This window comes from Micromonospora avicenniae, assembly GCF_900156065.1.
Classification (GTDB): Bacteria; Actinomycetota; Actinomycetes; order Mycobacteriales; family Micromonosporaceae; genus Micromonospora; species Micromonospora avicenniae.
Genome location: NZ_FTNF01000004.1, coordinates 440,517 through 460,676 on the forward strand (window position 1 = coordinate 440,517; position 20,160 = coordinate 460,676).

The 20,160-nt window shown below is 67.6% G+C and carries 9 protein-coding genes; 4 read left to right on the top strand and 5 right to left on the bottom strand.

Annotated features, from left to right (window positions below):
- Positions 1-39 precede the first annotated feature (39 nt).
- Positions 40-963: an AraC family transcriptional regulator gene (locus BXA10_RS09690; protein WP_076469911.1), complete on the top strand. Its 924-nt coding sequence runs from the start codon at positions 40-42 to the stop codon at positions 961-963.
- Between the two features lie 107 nt (positions 964-1,070).
- Complete coding sequence (locus BXA10_RS09695; RefSeq protein WP_076469912.1) at positions 1,071-1,607, top strand: GNAT family N-acetyltransferase; 537 nt, start codon at positions 1,071-1,073, stop codon at positions 1,605-1,607.
- A gap of 2,410 nt (positions 1,608-4,017) precedes the next feature.
- Here BXA10_RS09695 and BXA10_RS09700 read toward each other — a convergent pair.
- The 5 genes from BXA10_RS09700 to BXA10_RS09720 all read right to left on the bottom strand — a co-directional run bounded on the left by BXA10_RS09700 (position 4,018) and on the right by BXA10_RS09720 (position 16,392).
- Positions 4,018-10,272 carry an RHS repeat-associated core domain-containing protein gene (locus tag BXA10_RS09700; protein ID WP_245828191.1) on the bottom strand — a complete coding sequence of 2,085 codons (6,255 nt, stop codon included), beginning with the start codon at positions 10,270-10,272 and terminating at the stop codon, positions 4,018-4,020.
- Positions 10,273-10,459: 187 nt separating this feature from the next.
- Complete coding sequence (locus tag BXA10_RS09705) at positions 10,460-13,399, bottom strand: LamG-like jellyroll fold domain-containing protein (RefSeq protein ID WP_245828192.1); 2,940 nt, start codon at positions 13,397-13,399, stop codon at positions 10,460-10,462.
- A 555-nt stretch (positions 13,400-13,954) separates the two neighbouring features.
- Positions 13,955-14,509: a DNA cytosine methyltransferase gene (locus tag BXA10_RS09710; protein WP_076469913.1), complete on the bottom strand. Its 555-nt coding sequence runs from the start codon at positions 14,507-14,509 to the stop codon at positions 13,955-13,957.
- Entirely contained in the window at positions 14,502-15,521 is a 1,020-nt protein-coding gene (locus BXA10_RS09715) for a TRM11 family SAM-dependent methyltransferase (protein WP_076469914.1), read from the bottom strand. Before BXA10_RS09715 ends, BXA10_RS09710 begins: the two co-directional genes overlap by 8 nt.
- A complete protein-coding gene (locus BXA10_RS09720) occupies positions 15,505-16,392 on the bottom strand; it encodes a hypothetical protein (RefSeq protein ID WP_076469915.1) in 888 nt (295 codons plus the stop codon). The genes BXA10_RS09715 and BXA10_RS09720 overlap by 17 nt, the downstream gene beginning before the upstream one ends.
- 1,182 nt (positions 16,393-17,574) lie before the next feature.
- Here BXA10_RS09720 and BXA10_RS09725 point away from each other — a divergent pair.
- Both BXA10_RS09725 and BXA10_RS09730 read left to right on the top strand, forming a co-directional pair.
- Positions 17,575-18,438 carry a hypothetical protein gene (locus BXA10_RS09725; protein WP_076469978.1) on the top strand — a complete coding sequence of 288 codons (864 nt, stop codon included), beginning with the start codon at positions 17,575-17,577 and terminating at the stop codon, positions 18,436-18,438.
- 340 nt (positions 18,439-18,778) lie between these two features.
- Complete coding sequence (locus BXA10_RS09730; RefSeq protein WP_076469916.1) at positions 18,779-19,777, top strand: ATP-dependent DNA ligase; 999 nt, start codon at positions 18,779-18,781, stop codon at positions 19,775-19,777.
- The last annotated feature ends 383 nt before the right edge of the window (positions 19,778-20,160 follow it).

The window sequence follows — 20,160 nt, forward strand, 5'->3', positions numbered from 1 at the left end:
ACAAGACGGCAGAGGCTCAAGTATCATCGTGATCGGCTCATGGACCCGATCAGCAGACTCATCCGCTCGGCCCGCCCGGAGGGTGCCGTCGACGTACGCTGCCTGCTGGCCGGCACCCACGTCCTGGACAATCCACCCGGCGTGGCCGGACAGGTGCCATTCCACCTGCTGCTCAACGGCCACTGCGTGGCCGAGATCGGCGATCGCGCGATCGACCTGCGGGCGGGAGATGTCCTCATCCTGCCCCGCGCCGCGCGACATCGCGTACGTGTCGTCGCCGACGGGCCACCGCTGCCCGCCGAGCGGCATTCGGGCGGCTCGGTAACCACGCTTCGCAGCGACGACACGGCCGCCATCGACCTCTTCTGCGGCCACTACACCTACCAGCCGGGCGCAGGAGAACTCCTGTTCGCCGGCCTGCCCGACATCGTGCACGCCTCCTTCGGCCTCGGTCCCGGCTCGCCGCTGCACCTGCTCGGCGAACTCATGCGCAACGAGGCCGCACTTGACGCCCCGGGCACCGGCGCTCTGCTCGCATCGCTCTGCGAGGCGCTGCTCGTACTCGCCCTGCGCGGTGACGGACGCGGCGCTCCGTCGACCGCGAACCTTGTCATGCCGTGGACCGCTCTGACGGACGCGAGCCTGCGGGCGGTCGTCGACGCTGTGGTGAACGAGCCGCAGCGACGCTGGACGATCGCGAGCCTCGCGCGCATCGCCGGGGTGTCCCGGGCGACCCTGGTACGTCGCTTCTCCGCGGCGACGGGAACCGGAGTGGCCGAATTCCTGACGCGGACCCGGATGATGATCGCAGCCGACCTGCTGACCGCCACCAGCCGCAGCCTCGACGACATCGCCGCCAGCGTCGGCTACCGCTCCCCCTCCGCCTTCGGCAAGGCCTTCCGGACCACGACCGGCACCACGCCGTCCCGCCTGCGCCGGTACGCCGCCGAGAACGGCCGCTGACCACCTCGCTGGGTCGGTCCTCGCGGGCGGCTCGTTCCGGGCGGGGTAGCGTCCGGTCGGCTGCATACGATGGTGAACCGACCGTCTCGACCTGGGGAGTTCCGCCGATGACCAGCGCCGCCGACCGTACCGTCCGCATCGCCGGCATCGCCGACGTCGACGCCATCGTCGACCTGGTCGAGTCGGCGTACCGGGGGGAGAGCAGCCGCGCCGGCTGGACCCACGAGGCGGACCTGCTCGACGGGCAGCGCACCGACCGCGACATGGTGGCCACGGCGGTGACGAACCGGGACGGCTCGGTGCTCGTCGTCGAGGAGGGGACCCGACTCGTCGCCTGCTGCCAGGTGGAACGCCGCGACGACCACGCCTACTTCGGGATGTTCGCCGTCGCGCCGCCACGGCAGGGCGGCGGGCTGGGGCGTGAACTGCTCGGGGAGGCCGAGCGCCACGCCGAGCAGGAGTGGGGCGCCGGGGAGATGCGGATGACCGTCATCACCCAACGCGACGACCTGATCGCCTGGTACGAGCGGCGCGGCTACGTCCGCACCGGGGAACTCACCCCGTTCCCCTACGGTGACGAGCGGTTCGGCCTGCCCCGCCGTCACGACCTGGCATTCGAGACGCTGGTCAAGAAGCTCGGCTGAGGGCGGCACCCACGCCCTCCGGCCGGTGGCCGGGGCTGTCAGCCGCCGGCGGGCGACGGACAGCAGGCTCGCGCGCTCGCGTACGACCCGGAAACACAAACGGTGCGGCAATTGTCGAACTCCTCCGACCGCTGTGGGACCTCGCCTGGCGTACGGCTGCCGGCGACCCCGATCTGCTCGTGGCACCACCCCGGTGGAGCCCGCTCCAGTGTTGTCACCAGGCACCACCGAGTCGGTCCTCGCTTGGCCCACTGTCCCCGGCCCTCTGGCGACACCTTCAGCCGGGCATAACGATCACCATGCACGAGGGCCGGCCCGTGGTAGGAAGGGCCACCATCATCGAGGCGTCGAATGGGCAATGACGTCGGCGTGATCTGGCGCTGGCGTCGCGCCCGGTGTTTGACCCGCGATAGTGGTGGGGCTCGCTCAGGCTGCCGTGTGCCCGGTCGGCGGCAGGTGCGCACACGTGACGGGCCTGCACCAAAGCGCGCTATGGGCTCAGGCGTAGAGGAGGCCGGGTCGATGACGGTAGTGGTTCGTCTGGACGTGCGGAACTGGGCGAGGACAGCAGCGTCATCGCGGCCAGGGCCGCGTTGACGATGACTACGTCCAGGCTATTCGACATGAGCCTTCAGATCTCTTGCCGCGCGGATCGAATGTCAATCGTTGCGGCCACTACGGCTGACCCCGCCCGTCCTGTCGACTCGCGTCCGCTCATGGCCGGACAGGTCGCTCGGCTTGGCTGCACGAACGGCTGTCACAGCAGTATCCGGACCGGCGGCTTTGGGATTAGAAGAGGAACGTAGGTGGCTGGTCAGGTAAGGGTCCGCTTGGACGGCCAACGGCGTCCGCCTCACTAAGCTCCACGCACCAGGCGTCCACGTCATTTGCGAACTGCACCGCGTAGTGAGCCCCGGCATGCTCCGTGTTCTGGGCCATGGCAGACCGTACTGCCATCGGCACAGCCAGCCGCTCCCCGGACGCCGACACTGCCCGACAGCGGCGGACGCCCGGCTGCAGGGCGGGCCCTTCTCGTCGCGGTGGTGCCTGATGAGGATCCGACTCACGAGCCCGGTGATCCATGTTTCCAGCACTGATGAGCGCGGCGTCCCATACGAGGTCATGCGCTGGTTTATGGAGAAGATCGCCGAGCAGGTCGAGCGATGCCGCGCTGCGCTGGTTGAGAGGAGCTGACGCGACCCGTGGCGATTCCCAGGTCCCCAGACAAATGACGGCTCCACTAGTTAGTCCTGCTGCCGGCCAGGGACGTTCGGCCCTTGCGATGACCGATACCTCCGGAAGTAGACGCCCGACAACGGCAAAGCCAGCAGGATCAACGCAGCTGTTAGCGCTAGTGCCGAGAGTCCGATGACAGCAGCAGCCGCAATGTTGCTTCGCGTGAATCCACTTTGGTTGGCCGACGCGCCCAACGAAGACGCGGCCGGGGAAGACATGAGACTTGACACACCTTCGCCGAGCGTGCCGCACACAGGACCAGAGATGAGCGCGACCAGCCAGGTCAACGCGCGGGCACCCTTCCGGCCCCGCCAGACGCATATCGAAACGGCACCGAAGCTCACCAGCCCCAACAAGGTGACGGTGAGCCAAACATTGGTCAAGAAGCCTCCCTGCCCATCCCCGGCTGCCAGGACAACAAACAAGGCCACTTGAAGGACGGCGCACGCCGCTAACAGTAGTGCGGCAACTGTCACAACGACTGGGCGGTCTGTTGACCGCTGGCTAGCACTGACGCCAGAAGAGTTTAACGGCACCCGCTCACCTTAGCGCCTCGCAAATAGCCGCCACTCAGCGGATCCGATGGGCTTTTCATCTCTACCAGCGGATGTTGCACGCTCCGGCTTTGTCGTGGAGCTCCGCCCCGCCCGGTTGGCCTACAGCTACCGGCCGAGCCGAGGACGGCATGCCTTGGCCGGGTGCGTGAACGCGGCGGTCCTGACCCCGCGCCCGGTCAATATGCGGCAGATTCCTCGCCGCCACCAAAGCAGGCCTTACGCGCGTCAAACATCACAAGGGTGGTTCTGATCGGCCAAGCTATCCACCATAAGCTCGTGCAGCCTTCCAATCTCGTTGGCACGTTTCAGCTCGCCCTTCCGACGCACCGCAACTCGCGCCAACGAAACGCTGCCCGCCCCTGAACGAGCGCATTCATCAACATCCGGCTGGCGCGTCTCCGATTGCGATCAGACGCTTTAGCGGTCCAATGCAACTGGAGGACCGGAAGCTATCTTGCCTCTCCGGCCCTCCAGTCGGATCCTACGGAACGTCGTCTCGTCACATAAGCGTCGCCATCTCCGAAAAGTCCAGACGATCGATTACGTGTCCCGTCGGCGCGGCCAGGGTGATGCGCCTTCCCCCAAGACGCAATGCCTGTCGCCAAGGGCAGGGGCCGTCAGAACCAATGGTGCCAGTTCCCAGTGGCCAAGTCCGTCAAGTCAGTTGGCGAGGTCCAGTCGATCGACGGATGGCTGGGTGTCGAACGCAACAGGACTCGAAGGTTATGGGCCTGATCGTTCCAGTTTTGTCGGGCGTAGCCCGCCTTGACGCCAATCCCTGCGGCAAGTTTTGTTTCCGATGCTTCTGCATGCTGACTCAGATATAGATCCCCCTTCTTCTCTACCACGCTAAAGGTGATCGTGGAGCCGCGAGCGTCAAAGTATTTGTCGGATACGACCGTAAACTTAACGCTCGTATCGGTAGTGGTCACATACACGTCACCGACGCCGTGAACTATAGCGGGCCCCGGGTGCAGGGTGCAGATCTCTCCGTCTTTGAATTCAGGGCAGCCGTCAACCTGGAAGGGGAAGACAAATTCAGGATTCGCCTTGAATACGTCCATCGCGTGCTCAGCCGAGCCGATCTGCGAAGCCTGGCCGAGCTCTTCGTAGTAGGTATACGAGTATCCGGTACTCGGCTTCGCAGGAGTCGGACCGTGGCCGCCACCCGAGTTCTTGGGCGGGGTCGACGCTGGCGCGTGATGGTTGCTGTAGTTGTCCGACCAGCCGCCGCTCGGTCCGTTATCGGCACCGGGTGCGACCGGTGCGGTGTTGTCGCAGGTCGGCATGCCCCCGCCGTTGCCACAGTCGGGGCGTAGGCCGCTGGGGTCGCTCAGAGTTGCGGGATTGTTGTTGGCATAGTTGTAGCCATTCCACTGCTGCGGGTCGGCGAGGTCGATGATGGGGTCGACGCTGATGAAACGCCCGGCAAATGTGTCGTACTCGCGGGCGCCGAGATGTGTCAGGCCGGTGGGATCTTGGGTACCGCCGACAAAACCCTTGTCCATGCCAGCTGCCCACGTCCCGGTGGTGGCGCCGCGCTGTTCTCCGTAAGGCAGGGTGCGTCGACGGGCGACGGCGAGGTTGGTGGCGTTGATCGCGAGTTCGGCGGTGCCGTGGTGGTCGCTGACGATCCAGTTGAGGCTGCCGGCTGTACGGATGGCGATGGTTTGGCCGGCGAAGCTGTAGTAGCGGGTGGCGGCTTTGGTGCCGTTGCTGGTGGTGTAACGAACTTCGGTGCCACCGGGAAGGTAGAGGGTTTTGCCGGTGGCGTCGGTACGGATGAGCCGGTTGCCGTCGGCGTCCTGGAGGTAGCGGGTGGTGGTGGAGTCGGTGGAGGTGAGGATCTTGCCTTCGCGGTCCCAGGTCAGGGTTTGGGTGGCACCCGTGCTGGTGGGTCGGGTCTTGGTGTTGCCGCCGGTGTCGTAGGTGTAGTTGCGGGTCCAGGTCGCGCCGCCGCTGGCGGTGACGGTGGTGACGGCGTGAGGTCGGGCCGCGCCTGCGGCGGGATAGGTGTAGGCGTAGGTCATGTCGGTGCCGCCGTGGCGGACTTCGGTCTTGCGGTTGCCGGTGGCGTCGAAGGTCCAGGTGTGCCAGTACGGGTAGGCCGAGCCGTCAACCTGGCTCCACGCAGTGGGCTTGACCGCGCAACTGCCGCCTTCGGGAGTCCAGGCTTCGGTGAGCCGCTGGAGGTAGTCCAGAGCGAAGCACTGGTGGTCGGTAACACCGCCGGTGGGGGTGTCGTGGATTTCGGTGACGTTGCCGGCGTCGTCGTAGCGGTAGCTGAAGTTCGCCGCCTCGGGCTTGAGTTCGGGGACGATGTTGCTGCTGGTTAGACGGCGGGTGGGTTCGTCGATGTCCGAGGTGACAGTGACCCGCTTGCCGTAGTCCCCGAGCTGGAATTGGGTGAGCTGGCCGAGCTTGTTGTAGGTGACGTCGTAGACGTAGATCTGTGCTGCGGAGAGAGTGCCAGCGGCGTCGCCGACGTCGGTGTAGCCGACGGTGAGCTTCTCCGACGGGAGGTCGGCGGCGGCGGGCATTGTGATCTGGTTTGGCTGCCCGTTGGCCCGGTAGGTCGTCGTGGTGGTGTAGGTGCAGGTGTTGGGGGACGCCGCCGCGCACAGGCCTGATTCCGCGGCGGGCAGCACGACGGAGGTGGATGTGGGCCGGCCGTAGGTGTCGTAGGCGTCGATTTTGGTCGTGTAGGTGTTGCCGCCGGAGTAGCGGTTGGTGGAGGCGAGCTTGCCCTTGCCGTTGGGGGCGGTGTCGTAGACCCAATCGGCGCGGATACGACCAGTGAGGCTGTCATCGCGCATAGCCGTCTTACGGCCGAGTTCGTCGTAGTTGTAGCCGACGGTCAGATCGCCCGCACCCAAGGGGCTGGTGGTGGTCTCGACGTTGCCGGCGGCATCGTACGTGGTGGTGGTCGTTCCCTTGTCCGGGTCGGTGGCCTTGGTCTGGCGGCCGCGGAGGTCGTAGGTGTAGGACCAGACGTTCGCGCCGGTGACGTCGGTGACGGACGCCCGTTGTCCGAGCGGCGTATAGGTGTAGCTGGTCGTGTCGAACGTCGTCGGGTCGTCGCGACCGACGTCTGCCCGGTTCTTGTACTGGCGTAGGTTGACGGTACGGCCTTGCGCGTCGGTGATGGTGGTGGTGGCGGTGCCGCCAGCTGGTGGGATCTTGCTCACGCGCTCGCCGTCGTAGACGGTCGTGGTGCGCCACTTCTCCGCGCCGTTCGCCTGCAGGATCTGCGCGGTTTGCCGTCCCGCGCCGTCGTAGGCGTACTTGGTGATAGACGGGATCTGGCCTTGCGGGGTGGCCAGGCTCGTGCTGACGGCGGTGTTGGTCTCGTCGTAATAGGGGGCGGAAGTCCAGGCCGTGGTGCCAAGGCTGTTGCTCAGGGTTTCAGTGATGGTTCGTCCGCCACCGGTGGCCTGGAGTTGGGTCTGCCGCAGGCGCAGGAACCCGTCGTACAGATTCACCGACTTGCGGTACGCCGTTCCGGCCGGCAGCAATGCTTCACTGGTTACAGCGGTCGGTCCGCCGCTCTTGCGCACCTGGTAGGTGAACTTGGTGCTTGGTGTCTGGGTGGCCTTGTTCCGGCCAGGAACCCATGTGCTGGTGATTCGGCCGAGCCCGTCGTAGGTGAGGTCGGTGACAGCGCCGTTGGCGTCGACGACCTTCGTCGGGGATCCCCACGCTGGCTCGATGGTGCTGGTGAGGGTGTGGCCCTTCGCGTTGGTCGCCACCGTTTGGGTGACGAGGCCACCGTTGGCGGTGGTGTAGTCGGTCGTGCTGGTGTAGCCCCGCGGGTCGGTGACGGACTTGGGCCGGCCATTGGCGTCGTAGGTCGTGGTGGTGGTGCGGGTGTAGACGGGTGTGCTGCCCGTGAATTTCTCGAGTTCCTCTGTGCGTACGACGTTGCCGCGGGTGGGCGCCTGCCCGAAGGAGTTGGCGTCGACGTAGGTGTCGTAGAAGGTACGCGAGCGGTTCAGTACCGTCGCCGGATCCGCTGAGGTTTGGGGGTCGGGGCATCGACCGGACAGGGTTTCGGTTTGTGAGACCCTGTCGATCATCCAGATGTTGTCGTTAGGGGCATAGGTGGTGCGGGTGCAACTGTCGTCGCTCGTAACGGATTCGTCGCCCTGGTCCTCGACGCTGGTGGGCATCCCATCGCTGTTGAAGCTGGTGACGGTCTTGGCGTAGCGGTAGCCGCCACCCGCGAGGACGGTGCGGCTGCGGGCGACATCCGTGTTGGTCATCCACGCTCGGGTGGTGATCCCGTTGCGGCTGCGGGTGGCGGTGGGTCCGTTGATCAACGGGTCGTTGCGGGTTGAGGAGGTCTCGGCGCCGCCGCGGCCGTTGTACGTGATGGTTTGCAGTTCGAAGCCTTGCAGGGCCTCATGGTCCTCGATGGTGCCGCCCCACGAGTCGGTCACCTGGACGTCCTTGACGCCGCTGGCCGCCTTGTCGCCGTCGAGGCCACGCAGGTAGCGGTACTCGACTGAGGTTTGTTGCCCGGCGGGGTCGCCGTGACGGACGGTGACCTTGCCGTAGCCGCGCCAGTCGCTCCAGGTGCGGTACTTGTCCTTGGTCAGCTCGTCTTTGTTGTACGCCCAGGCGGGGGTGTCGTAGTCGTACTCGATGACCTCGGTCGGCTGGTCTGTGACCGTGTCGTCGAGGTCGATACGGGTGACGACGTACTTGTGGAACCAGTCCTCGCTCAACTCCTGCCCGCCCGGGGCGTAAAAGGAGGGCATGCACCGCTTCGTGTTAGTCGCCGGAGACGGCAGGGTGCTGCGGGTGCAGTCAGGTCCCGAGTAGGTGACGATGATGTCACCGCCGGTGTCGGTGTGGACTGTCTTGATCCGCCACCGGTTCAATGCGGAGCGCTGGTCGGCGGGCCCGTCGACGCGGTTGGGCAGCGGCTGGGCACCGGTGTCGAAGGTGATCTCCGGTTCGGAGACCGCCGTGCCGCCAGCGGTGGTGACGTGGCCGGCGTGGGTGATGCCCCGCAGCCACATCGGGGTGGACTCGCCGGTGCCGGCGTTGATGAACTCATGCCGCAGCGACCACGACTCGACATCAGCGTAGCTGGTGGTGCCGTTGCGGGTCTGCGTGGTCACCTTAGCGAGCCGCCGGGCGGTCCAGAACGTGGGTGCGCCCTGGGTGGTGCACTTGTCGCCGACCTTGCAGTACTGGTCCCACGGGGTGTCGTACCACTGGGCGGTGACCGGGTCCGACGTCCACGCCTCCCCGGTCCAGCAGTTCGACAAGCACCGCTCGGCCGTAGTGAAGACGACCCGCAGCGGCGCGGCCTGCGCGTATTCGGCGTTCTTACGCATGCCGTACTCGACGCGCTTCAGGTATCCGCCGCGGTCGTAGGTGGTGCGCTTGTCGGGGTCGAGGTCACGGCCGTAGGCCCCGGTCTCCTTGCCGTAGAAGTACGCCATGGAGTTGGAGTTCGGATCCACGACGTAGTCGAGGTTCCACCGCCAAGCCTGGGAGCAGTAGGCGTCGGCGAACGTCGAGTCGTAGCAGGGCTCACCCGAGTTGTTGCCGAAGACCGGCACGGTCCACACCGAGTCGGTGACCGGGTTGTCGCTGCTCCAGCCAGGCAGCTTGTGGTAGCCGAAGTAGTACTGGACGCCGTCGGTGGTGGTGACCTTCCAGTACTCGTTGTCGTCGTCGCCGTTGCCGCGCGCCGAGTCAGTCAGCTTCTCGACGCGGGTGCCGTCGTCGTTGCGCAGCCGCCACACCGCCCCGTCCTTGATCAGCTCACCGGCGTGGCCGTTGAGCGACAGGGTCGCATTGTCACCGAACCAGCACAGATCACCAGTCTTGTGATCCGGATTGTCGTCAACGCACGACTGGTATTTGCGCTCGATGAAGCCGGGCCAGGAGTCCCAGCCGTCACCGATCCACGAGCCCTGGTTGTTAGTCAGCGCGGTCTCTCCGTCGATGCTGCCTGAGGAGTAGGAGAAGCTGATGTTCGGGGCGGGGCCGCCGAGCGACGGCGGCACGCGAAGCGGATAGGACCAGGAGAAGTCACCGGTCTGGTTCGACGCCTCCCACTGCCCGGCCGGGGAGAGGCTGGTCGCGGTGTAGTCGCCGCTGTCACCGGACGCCCCAGATTGTGTGGCCAGGACCGTCGGGGCGCTTGCGTCGAGAGAGACGTTGGTCGACAGGAGGCTGTCGGGAGTGTCATTGGCCGTCGAAAGTGGGGTGCGCGTCTGGCACGCGGCGACGTCCGGGGTGGTCAGTGCGCATTCTGGAAGGGCCACCAGCCGCAGTCGGGACGTCCAGTCACCGCCGTAGGCGTGCGCGAATTTGGCGTAGTCCACCTGGAGGTTGGTGCGCCCCGCGCTCTTCTTGCCGTCGGCGCGGCTCACCGAGATCAGCAAGCCCTGCACGCCGGCCTTAGCTGTGGTCTTGCGGTCGTGCACAGTCACCCGCGCCGAGGTGACAGCATCCCCCATGGCTTCACCGGCCGGGCTCGCCGAGGGTGCGGAGATCGTGACTGGAAGCTGGCCCGCCCGGGCGCGGACGGCCCCGGTCAGGCCGGCCCTCGTGCTCTGCGCCTTGGCTGCGGCGGTTTGCGCCGCACCGAGGTCCGCCGTGCTCGTACCAACCGGCCACTGCACCTGCGTGACCCCGGTCGCCACCTGCGAGGAGGCATGGTCCGAGTGCCCCTTACTCGGGGCGGTGTCGCGGACCCGCACGCCCGCGGCCTCTTTCGGTGTGGGCGGCTGCCACGTCGGTGCCGCTGCGGCGCGTTGCACCGGCTGGCCGAGGCCTGTGACCGCCAGCGCCACTGACAGACCGCCGGCTAGCAGCGCGGAGCGCCATACCCGCCGGCCGAAGAATGCCACTCGAGCCCGACTGGGACCAATCCCATTCACTACGACGCTCCCCACGCGTATGGACGAAGACCCGACCGAGACCGGCCGGCGTTACAAAATGCCTGGGTGTGGGCCTGGCCCACGCGTTGCCCCGCCAGCTCTGACCTGGCCGCGCCGCTGCGGCTGGCGCTCGGGCCGGCCGCAGCGGCGACTGCTGCTATGACGATGCCTGCTGGCAGATTTCGGCGTCCGACAGCACCCGCTGGTAGGCGCGCGCATCATCGATGTCACCGCGCCAGTACGACACCCCGGCACCGTTAGACCAGCCCCGTCCGATGGCAAAGGACCCGGTAGCCGACCAGGACGTCGGAGCGTCGGCTTCGGCGACCTCACCGGCGCACCGTAGGTCGCCGCCCATCACATACGCGCGCATCTTGCCGGTGACCTGGTCGTAGAGGCCTGCCACGTGGACCCAGTCGTTCGACGGGAGTCCGGCCGACTGGCCGTCTGCGCACGCGCTCACTTGCGCTCCGCCGCCGCTGTCACCCGACATCGTGAAGCACCAGCCACCCGCGCCGCCGTTGGCGTCTTTGCGGTACTGCAACTCGAACCGCGAGGCCGTGTCGCCGTCCTGCGCGAGGATCGTCTGCTGAGTTTGTGCCGCCAGATCAGCGGCATGGACCCAAGCCATCACGGTGAAGCTCTTCGTCGTGTCCAGCACCGGGCCGCTGGTCGTGACTCGATCTGCCGGTGGGCCGGACAGGTGCACCGCGTTGTTCAGCTTTCCGGGCACGAAATGGGCAGTGCCGCCGAGGGTTCCGGGCTTCTGGCTGCTGAACCCTGCGCCCGTGTCCGCCGCTGTCTTCGCCGGGTCGGTTTCGTCGAACGTCCACAGGGAGTAGGCCTCCGGCTGCGGGGACACCCAAAACTGGTAGTCGAAGGTGCTGCCGGTGTTTCCGGCTTTGTCCTTCGCCTTGACGTGCAACGTATGCACCATGTCGGTGGTCGGCGTGAAACTCGCCGACGGTGACGTGGTCGTCGTCGCACTACCGCCGTCGACGTCCCAGCTGTACTCGTCGGCGCCCGAGGCGGTGAAGGCAAACGATCCCGCCGAACCGACCATTGCACCCCATGCCTTCTGCGGGTATTCCGTGGAGGCTACGGCTGATACCGCTGGCGGGGATGTGTCGATCGTAAAGCTGTACCAGGGTCCCCAGCCGCTCCACAGGCGTGCCTCGTCCACGCTGGTGGCGTGCCAGTAGTAGGTGGTACCTGCCACCAGCTTGCCTGCGGGCACTTGAGAAGTGGCGGTACCTGTCGCGTTGCCGGAGGTTGTGACGAAAGCGCGTGGCATGGTCGTACTGCTCACCACGATCGGCGCGGCCAGGTCCGCAGCCGTGCGGACCTCGAACGCGGTTTCCAACTTCCCACCGAATCGGTCCTGCACCTGCGCCCGCAACGTCGGAGTCAGGCTCCGCACCAACGCAGGAGACGAGCACTGCTTGTAACAGTCCAGCGTCGTCGTGAACGCCAAGCCCACAGGCGGAGTGGGCTTCACGTCGAAGGTAGCGATCAGATACGTCTTGTCGGTGTAGAACTTCTTCCACCGGCTTTGAATCGTCTCGCCCTCATTGTCCTGGTTACAGGTGCACAGACCCACCCAGTAGGAACTGCTGCTCTGAACCTGCGCCTTCAGGTCGGTCAGCAGCGCCGATCCCTCGAACACCGCATCGGCATCCGGTTGAATCGAACCGCATCCACCCGCCTCGTTGGCGTTGCCCTCCCACGAATCCAGCCAAACAGCACCGGACCCCAAAGGCCTCGCCGTCCAGCTCAACCGGCCGCCGCTGGCTGTCGACCAGCTGGACGTCCGGTACAGATGCACCCAGGTGGGGTCACAGGAGTACGAGTGGTCCAGTTTCATCTGGACCTCAGCTGTCAGAACGGTGGTGCCGGTCATCGCCGCGGTGTCGAAGCTGAAGTACGACCGGTACAGCGCACCCGAGTCTGGGCTCAGACCGACACGGGCGCCCGCCGTGTCGTTGTTCTCCCCGTTACTCGTCGCATAGGCCCACTTCGACCGCAGCTTGCTGAACGCAGGATCGATGAACAGCGGGAACGCTGAGGCCAGCGAGGAAAGCATGCCAGAGTCCGGAGCCAGCACTAGATCATCCGCGGACACCGCGACGTCGACGTCGGCAGTGGAGGCGAGCTCGCTCGGTCCCCGTGCGCTCGAGATCAGATCTGCATCGGCGGCGAGCGTGCGGGCGTCGGGGTCACCTGCGGCAGGTGACACAAGGACCGAATCGAGCGTCGATCCCAGCGACGATGTGGTCGCGGGCTGAACCGCGCCCGTGGAGATCGACGAGTCCCACATGACAGCCGGGGACGCCTGCAGAAGAGGCTCACCATCCGCGCTGGTTAGCTCCAGCCCACCCTCAGCGGTACGCGTCACGCCCATATCCCCGCCGAGCCCATACCGGATCTGCCGCAACGCCGGGTTGGCAGCCGCCTCGGGCGTGAGCACCTCCAGTACGTGGCGGAATCCGTCTCTGCCAGCGGTGACATGCAGATTGACATCGGGCATGACGTTGTCGTAAATCGCAGTGTCACCCTCGATCCGCGGTGCTGGCAGCACGCTCGGCCAGCGCAACTCGAAGGTCGACCCACCCTCGTGCCAGGTCACCAGTGGCCCGTTACCGCCACCGGAGAAAGTGAGGTCAGCCGTCGATGCGACCGGCGCGAAACCGCCACCCTGGGAGTGCAGGTTCGTGTCGATGTCGGCCCAGCTTCCGTCACGGCGATGCACGCGCTGCGGCACTACCGACGACTCCAGCCTCCCCACACCAGAGGCGTCGACGAACACCTGCGTCGTCTCCGACCGCTCGTTCAAGACCTCTACGGTGCTGCCACAAGCAACGGCAAGCTGCTTCGCGGCCTGCGCCTCAGCTACCTCGGAGACCGAACAATCCTCCGCAGCGGCCGCAGAAGCAGGTGACGTCGCCGCGGGCACCACAGCAACGACGATCGCCGTCAGGCCAGCAGCGAGCAGATGCGCTCCCGCCCTGCCCGGCAAGCCAAACCGGATAGACCTACCCATGTTCTCGAAGCCCCCGTTGATCTTTAGGTAACGAGAACGTAGATCAAACCTGCTCACCGCGGTAGACCCAAGATCGACTCGGGCCTTGCCTGGGCACCCAGCCATCGAAAGGCAGCCTCAGCCACAGTCCGGAATGGACACCAAGCGCCGTGTACAAGCTGCGGCAGCGCCACACGCATATCGCGAAGATCCCGTCAGGTGATCTTGGTAACGGCCAGGCGACAGGGCTCCGGATAGCTCGAGTCCTCGTGGACACCACATCTGACGTGGCGGCCAGGTTGGGTGGGCCGCGGTGGGGGTCGGCCGAGGAGAAGTTCCCAGCGGGCGACAGCCTGGGCGTAGGTGCCCCACCGGTTCGCATCTGGTTTGCCGAGCGGCAGGGAGGCGATGGTCGTGCGTAGGTCGGCGCCCCCGTCGCCGTGATGGCCTGGACCGTGTCCGTCGGAGGCGCGGGGTGTGGGCAGTAGCACCTGTGACACTGGTGGCCGGAATCCGGCGCCGGCCCGGCGTCCCGGTGCGCCGGTGTCGCTGGCTCGCGGCTTGGGTAGCAGCACGTAGGCGCTGCCGCCGGGTTCGACGAAGTCGGGGAGGCCGTTCTGGTAGCCGGGCCCTTTACCGTCGCAGGCACACGGGGTAGGCGGTGTCCGTGCCCGCGAGGGTGTGTCCTTGAGGTGTTGCCAGCAAAAGCAGTCGGTCGCGGCGGTGGGCGGCGCCGATGTCGGATGCGCGTAGGCAGAGCCAGCGTGTGTCATACCCGATCGCGGCCAGGTCGGCGTGGACGACGTCGAGGCCGCGTCGGCGCAGCGCGGCGACGTTTTTCACGAAGACGAGCGGTGGTCGATGTGTGCGAATGGCGTCGGCGACGCTGGTCCAGAGGCTGGAGTGCTCGCCGGTGATGCCGGCGCGTTTGCCGGCGTTGCTGATGTCCTGGCAGGGGAACCCGGCGGTGACGATGTCGACCGGGGCGGCGCGGGTCCAGTCGACGGCACGGATGTCTTCGAGGTTGGGCGCACCGGGCCAGTGGTGGGCCAGGACGGTGCAGGCGTGTCGGTCGACCTCGGCGTACCAGGTGAGTCGGCCGCCGAGCACCAGTTCGACGGCGAGGTCGAGTCCGCCGTGGCCGGTGCACGAGGATCCGATGCATGGTGGGGGTTTGTCGTCAATCACGCACCTCCGGACCGTCGACGGGACCGGCCGCGACACATGTGGCGTTGTCCAGGCTCCCTGGATTTGAGTTGATCGAGGGGCGGCGGAAGATCAGCACGTCCTCGTGGGTGATCAGGTGCAGCGGTGTGCCGCCGGCGCGGGCCTTGCGTACGGCTTGGAGTTGGAAGAACGACGGGCGGGCGACGAGATGCCCGTCGCGGACTGCGGCGAGGAGGGCGACGCATCGCTCGGTCGGCGTCAGGCCGGCGCGGACGCCGGCGGCGATGACCGCGGACGGCAGGTCGACGAGCTGTCCGTTCTTGCGCCACGGGCGTGCCGTGACCACGATGGTGCCGCCGGGGCGCAGTAGCGCGGCGCAGCCGCGCAAGATCTGTTCGAATCCGTCGGTGAGGCCGGTGAGGTCGCGGTAGGCGAGGTTTCCGCGGTCGGTGCCGTCGTTGTAGGCGTTGTCGAATTTCGCCACCCCGTGTTCGCCGGGGCGGACGAGGCCGTGCACGGTGGGCCCGTACGGGGGTGAGGTGACCACGAGGGCGACGTGCCCGGTCAGTGCCGCGGGTAGTAGGGAGGCCAGTCGGGTGGCGTCGCCGCGTACCACGGAGGCCCGGCCGGTGGCGCCCTGGGTGTGGGCGTGGGTGATGTTCGTGTCGGCGATGTTCGACCAGTGGGGCTCGTACTCGACGCCGATGGCGTCGCGGCCGGCGTGGATGGCTTCGACGAGGGTGGTGCCGATGCCGCACATCGGATCGAGGACGAGGTCGCCGGGCTGGGTGTAGGCGTGCACGGCGTGGGCGGCGATCGCCGGGAGCATCCGTGCGGGGTGCTTGACGGACTCGGGCACATAACGGCCGCGTCGCTGTACAGGTCCGGTCTGTTGGGCGGTCGCCCACACCGACAGCCTGTGCGGCTCGTCGACGCGGCGTGGGCCGTCGTCGCGCTGGTGGTCGTGCCCGGTGTCCTCCGTCGGGCGGTGCGGGTCGGTGGGGGGCGGGTTGTGCTCAGCCACGGCGGTCACCCCCGTCGCGGCGTGCGTCGTGTGAGGCCATGGGTGAGAAGACGAGGAGGTCGGCGTGCACGCGTAGGTGCGCTGCCGCCCAGCGCGGGTCGTTCTGGTGGGTGAGGGTGAGCAGTTCGTCGTCGGTGACGTGGTAGACGAACGCGTCCCCGTCGGTGTCGGCGGCGACCGCGACGATGTGCTGCAGGTAGCCCAGGCCAATCGCGGCGGCGGCGGTGGCGACCGGGGTGAGGTCCTCCGGCCCGCCGGCCGTGGTGGTCGGGACGGTGACGACGAGGACGAGGCAGCCGCCGGGGCGCAGCAGCCGGGCGCACGCGGTCAACAGCCGCGCCAGCCGGATGCGGTTGGTGGCGTCGTCGCGGTACAGCGGCCAGCAGGCCACGATCAGGCTCGTCGCTTCCGCGAGATTGGTGTGGCCGGCGGCGGCGTTGGGTGGCTCGGTGGGCAGCTGCGGGTCGGTGAGGTCGTCACCGAACCATGCGCTCATGTCCGGCACGTCTCCACCGTCCTCGCTGAGGACGGCGGGTGCGGGGCGTGACGGTGGGGTGGCGGGGCCGATGATCAGGCTGGACGCGTCGGTGAACCACGCCGGGTGGTGGCGCCGTCCGCCCGTGGAGCAGATGGCCGTCAGGGCGTGGTCGGCGGTGAGGTCGACGACGACCGCGCCGGGGCGGGTGTAGGCGGCGATGAGCCGGTAGGCCAGGCGGGTGCCGATGCTACGGCCGGCGTCGGCTGGGCTGTGGGCGGTGCGCCACACGGTGACCGGGACAGGCGGGTCGCCGGCGACCTGGTCGATCAGGGTCGGGTCGGCTGTGTGCGGGCCGACGGGGTGGACAGGGGCGGTGCGGTGCTGCGGCGTGTGCTCGCTCATGTGATGTCGGCTCCGCGCCGCGCATGCAGTGCGCTGACATCCCTAAAACCGCGTTTGTGTGCTCTGGCGAACGCCTGCCCGACTCACAGCGGCTCACGGCGACCAGTACGGCCGCGGTCGTCCCCACCACGACTGCGGCGGCGGTCGAGGCGGGGTCGACTCGCGAATCATCGACTTGTCTCAGCGGTGCATGACACTGTGCCGTCCGACGGCAGGTCACGTCATTTCGTCGTCACCTGTCGGTGTGCTGTCATTTCGTCCGTAGCACGGCGCCTGGCCGCCCGTGGCCGGCAGAGACTGGCTGGACAGACTGACCGCGCGGCAACTGACGCCGGTGGCATCAACGTGGGCGTCGTGCCCCTCGACGCCGTGTCCGCGGCCGTGTTTGGCGCCCCAGCGGGGGGGTTGTCTGGTACGTCGACCAGCGGTGTCCCGGTCCTGGTCAGAGGTATCGGCGGACGAAATGTCAACGACAGCTGTCAATGTCAGGCTCTCGCGGTGACAACACCCTGCGCTGTCTTCGCCGGCCGTGGCGCGTTGTCGGCCACACCGCGTGAGCGGCGCGGCTTTGCCGTATCCGATTCCTTCGACGTCGCTCGCTGATGCTTGTCGCGGTGACACTCGGTCTGGTCATGTCGAGGTTCCTCTTCGTGTCCTCGGCTTCGCCCGCTGCGTGAGGCGTCATGCCGCTGCGGGCACGAGTGCCGTCATGCTCGAAGAGAACCTGATGGCCTCAAAGGCATATCAGGCAACGGGCAATAGGAAATCGACCGACGTACGAGCGGCAGTGCGTCGCGAGCATCGTCCTTGTATGCCAGCGCCCGCATGGGGGGCGAGGTCCCGGTGTGAGCGACTGTGAGTCGTTGTGAGTGGCGGTTAGTGGCGCGACGGGCAGGTGTGCGGGGCGCTCAGACCTGCGGCGTCCCTGCGGTCCGGCCCGGCTTACGCGGGTTGGCAGGCACTTACAGCGCTGTTCAGCGGCGCGGTCAGACGCGCGTGTCAACGACGAGAGCGGATGTGCGGTAGCGGGCGAGGACGTCGGCTGACCACCGATCCGATGGTGGCATCACCGCTGTGGCCTGCGTTGTCAGCTTCTGTGAGTCAGTCATGGCGGAATGCCGCACAGACGTCGCCCGCGTCGACGGCGACACCGCATCACTCACTTACATTGGAGTGGCGTTCATGAGCATGTCCCTCACGCAATGGCCGGACTCCCCGCTGGACGCCGCCGACGCGGCATTCGCGGCGTTGACCAGCGATCCCGATCCCTTGTCCATCGACCTTGACGCGTTCGGCCCGGACGTCGGCCTGCCGGCGGGGGTGATGACGCTGCGGACTGTGCGGGACTGGCTGCTGGCGCACACCGACGCCTTCCGGGCGCGCGACGCGGTGTGGGTCGAGGTGATCCGCCGTGCCCGCCTGGACGGGCCGCAATGGGTGATCGCGGCGGTCGGCATGGCCATGCCGGCGCTGCGTCGCTACACCCGCCAGCTGTGCGACGGCTACCGCAGCGACCCCGACGACATCGAGGCGGAGATCCTGACCGGTTTCCTGGCGGCGCTGCGCGACCACGTTGACCTCACTCGGCCCGCCCCGTATGCGGCGCTGTGCCGAGCCGGGTGGCGCGCCGGCTACAAGCTGCGCCAGCAGGCCGGCGAGGCCACGCCGGTGGACGACGTGGAGCACATCACCGGGCCGCGCATCCCGCAGGTGCCCTACGGGCATCCGGACGTACTGGTCAACCGCGCCGTACGGCTGGGGATCCTCGACCCCGGCGATGAGCAGCCCTACATCGACGTGCGGCTGGGCCGCCGGGCGATCGAACCGATCGCCCGACGGATGGGCATCACCTCCGACGCCCTGCGGATGCGGCTGGCCCGCATCGACACCCGCATCGCCGAAGCCCTCGCCGCCGGCGTGCTGACCGGAGTGGCGTCCCCACAGGCCGTCGAGAGCCTCGCCGCCGAGGCCGAACGGCGGACCAACCTGCGCGCCGCCAGCCGCCGCGCCCCTGACAGCACGACTCAGGTGAGAGCCGCTGCCTGAACCCATCGCCCTCAGCTATCCGCGCGGCGCCCGCACCGGCTTCCCGAGGCGGGCGCCGCGCCAGGTCGATGGCAGGTGACCCCGACGCCGCCCGTGGATGGCGTCGACCAACATTTCGCGATCTTCATGCGGTAGTCGTGGCGCGCTGGCCCGAGCGGCGCAGGCATGGCCGCGCCCGCATTCGATGTGATAGATCTTCGCCCCTGAGCGGCGTCCCCTCCTTCACGATGACCTGGGGTGTGAGGATGAGGGACGTCCACGGCTTGGACCGGCGGTGAGCCCGGCCGGATGGCGTGCCAGGCCGGGCCGGAGCAGCGCACTGGGGCGACCCCTCACGCCGATGCTCGCCGCGCCCGTCGACGAGGTGCCTGAGGGGCCCGACATCACGCATGAGCCAAAATGGGACGGCTGGCGAGCCATCGCCTTCCGCGAGGACGACGGGACGTACCTCCAGTCGCGCGCTGGCCGCAACCTCACCACCTACTTCCCGGACGTCACTCGGGCGATCCGTTCTTTGCCTGCTGGCGTGGTGCTCGACGGTGAGTTGATCGTGTGGGATCGGGGGCGGCTGAACTTCGCTCAGTTGCAGCGCCGCGTCACCGCCGGCCGTGGCCTGCTGCGCGTAGCCCGCGAGTGTCCCGCCCACTACGTGCTGTTCGACCTGCTGGCCGACGGCGGGGAGGTGATCCTGGACTTGCCGCTGTCGCAGCGACGGGCCCGGCTGGAACGGCTGCTCGTCGACGCGCCGCCCCAGCTCACCCTCACCCCGCAGACCACCGACATGCGGCAGGTGTCGGATTGGCTGCTCCACTGGACCGTTGCCACGGGGATCGAGGGTGTGGTCAGTAAGCGGTTGGGCGGACGCTACGAGCCGGGTCGGCGAGGCTGGTGGAAGTACCGGACGCAGATCACCACGGAGGCCATCGTCGGCGGGGTGACAGGCAATCTCCGTAGCCCCGACACGCTGCTGCTCGGCCGGTACGACCGGCGGGGTCGACTCCGGTACACGGGCCGCACCCACCCGTTGGGTGCTGATCAGCGGGCCGAGCTGGGCGGGATGCTGTCGCCGCTGCGTCCCTCGCAGCGCCGAGGTGGCACCGTGGTGCACCCGTGGCCGCAGCCGCTACCGGCGTCGTGGTCGGGACAGCTCGACCGGCCGGAGCCGCTGCCGTATGTGCAGGTGGAGCCGACGGTGGTGGTGGAGATCGAGGCTGACGTCGCGTTCGAGCACCAGCGGTGGCGCCACCGAGTGAGGTACCTCCGGACCAGGCCTGACGTGTCGACGTACGACGTGCCGCTGCTTCTCGGTGAGGAAGAGGGCTACTTCGGCGAGCCATGACGGCCGACCGATGCTGCCGCTTCTGTGCGCCGAACCATCACGCCGCTGTCAGCCGGCAAGTCTGCGAGTGGGTGTGGGCGGCTGTGAGAACGGCAGGCGTTCGCTAGAGCACACAAACGGCGGTTTAAGAGTGCGAGACCAGTTGCCCGCGATACGGCGGGCAGCAGGGTTCCGCCCGCCGCCAGGGGGCCGGGCTTTTGCAGGGCCGCCTCACACAACCGGACGTCTCCGGGTGCCGCGCAGTTTGGTGCGCTGACACCTCATCGAACACCGCTACCCGACAAGGGAGGACGTGCTCCTCCCGGCGACGGTCGTGTTCGTGGTGCTGTCCGTGCCCGCGCCCCCTGACGCGGCGGTCCACCCGTCCTGACCGCCGACAACCG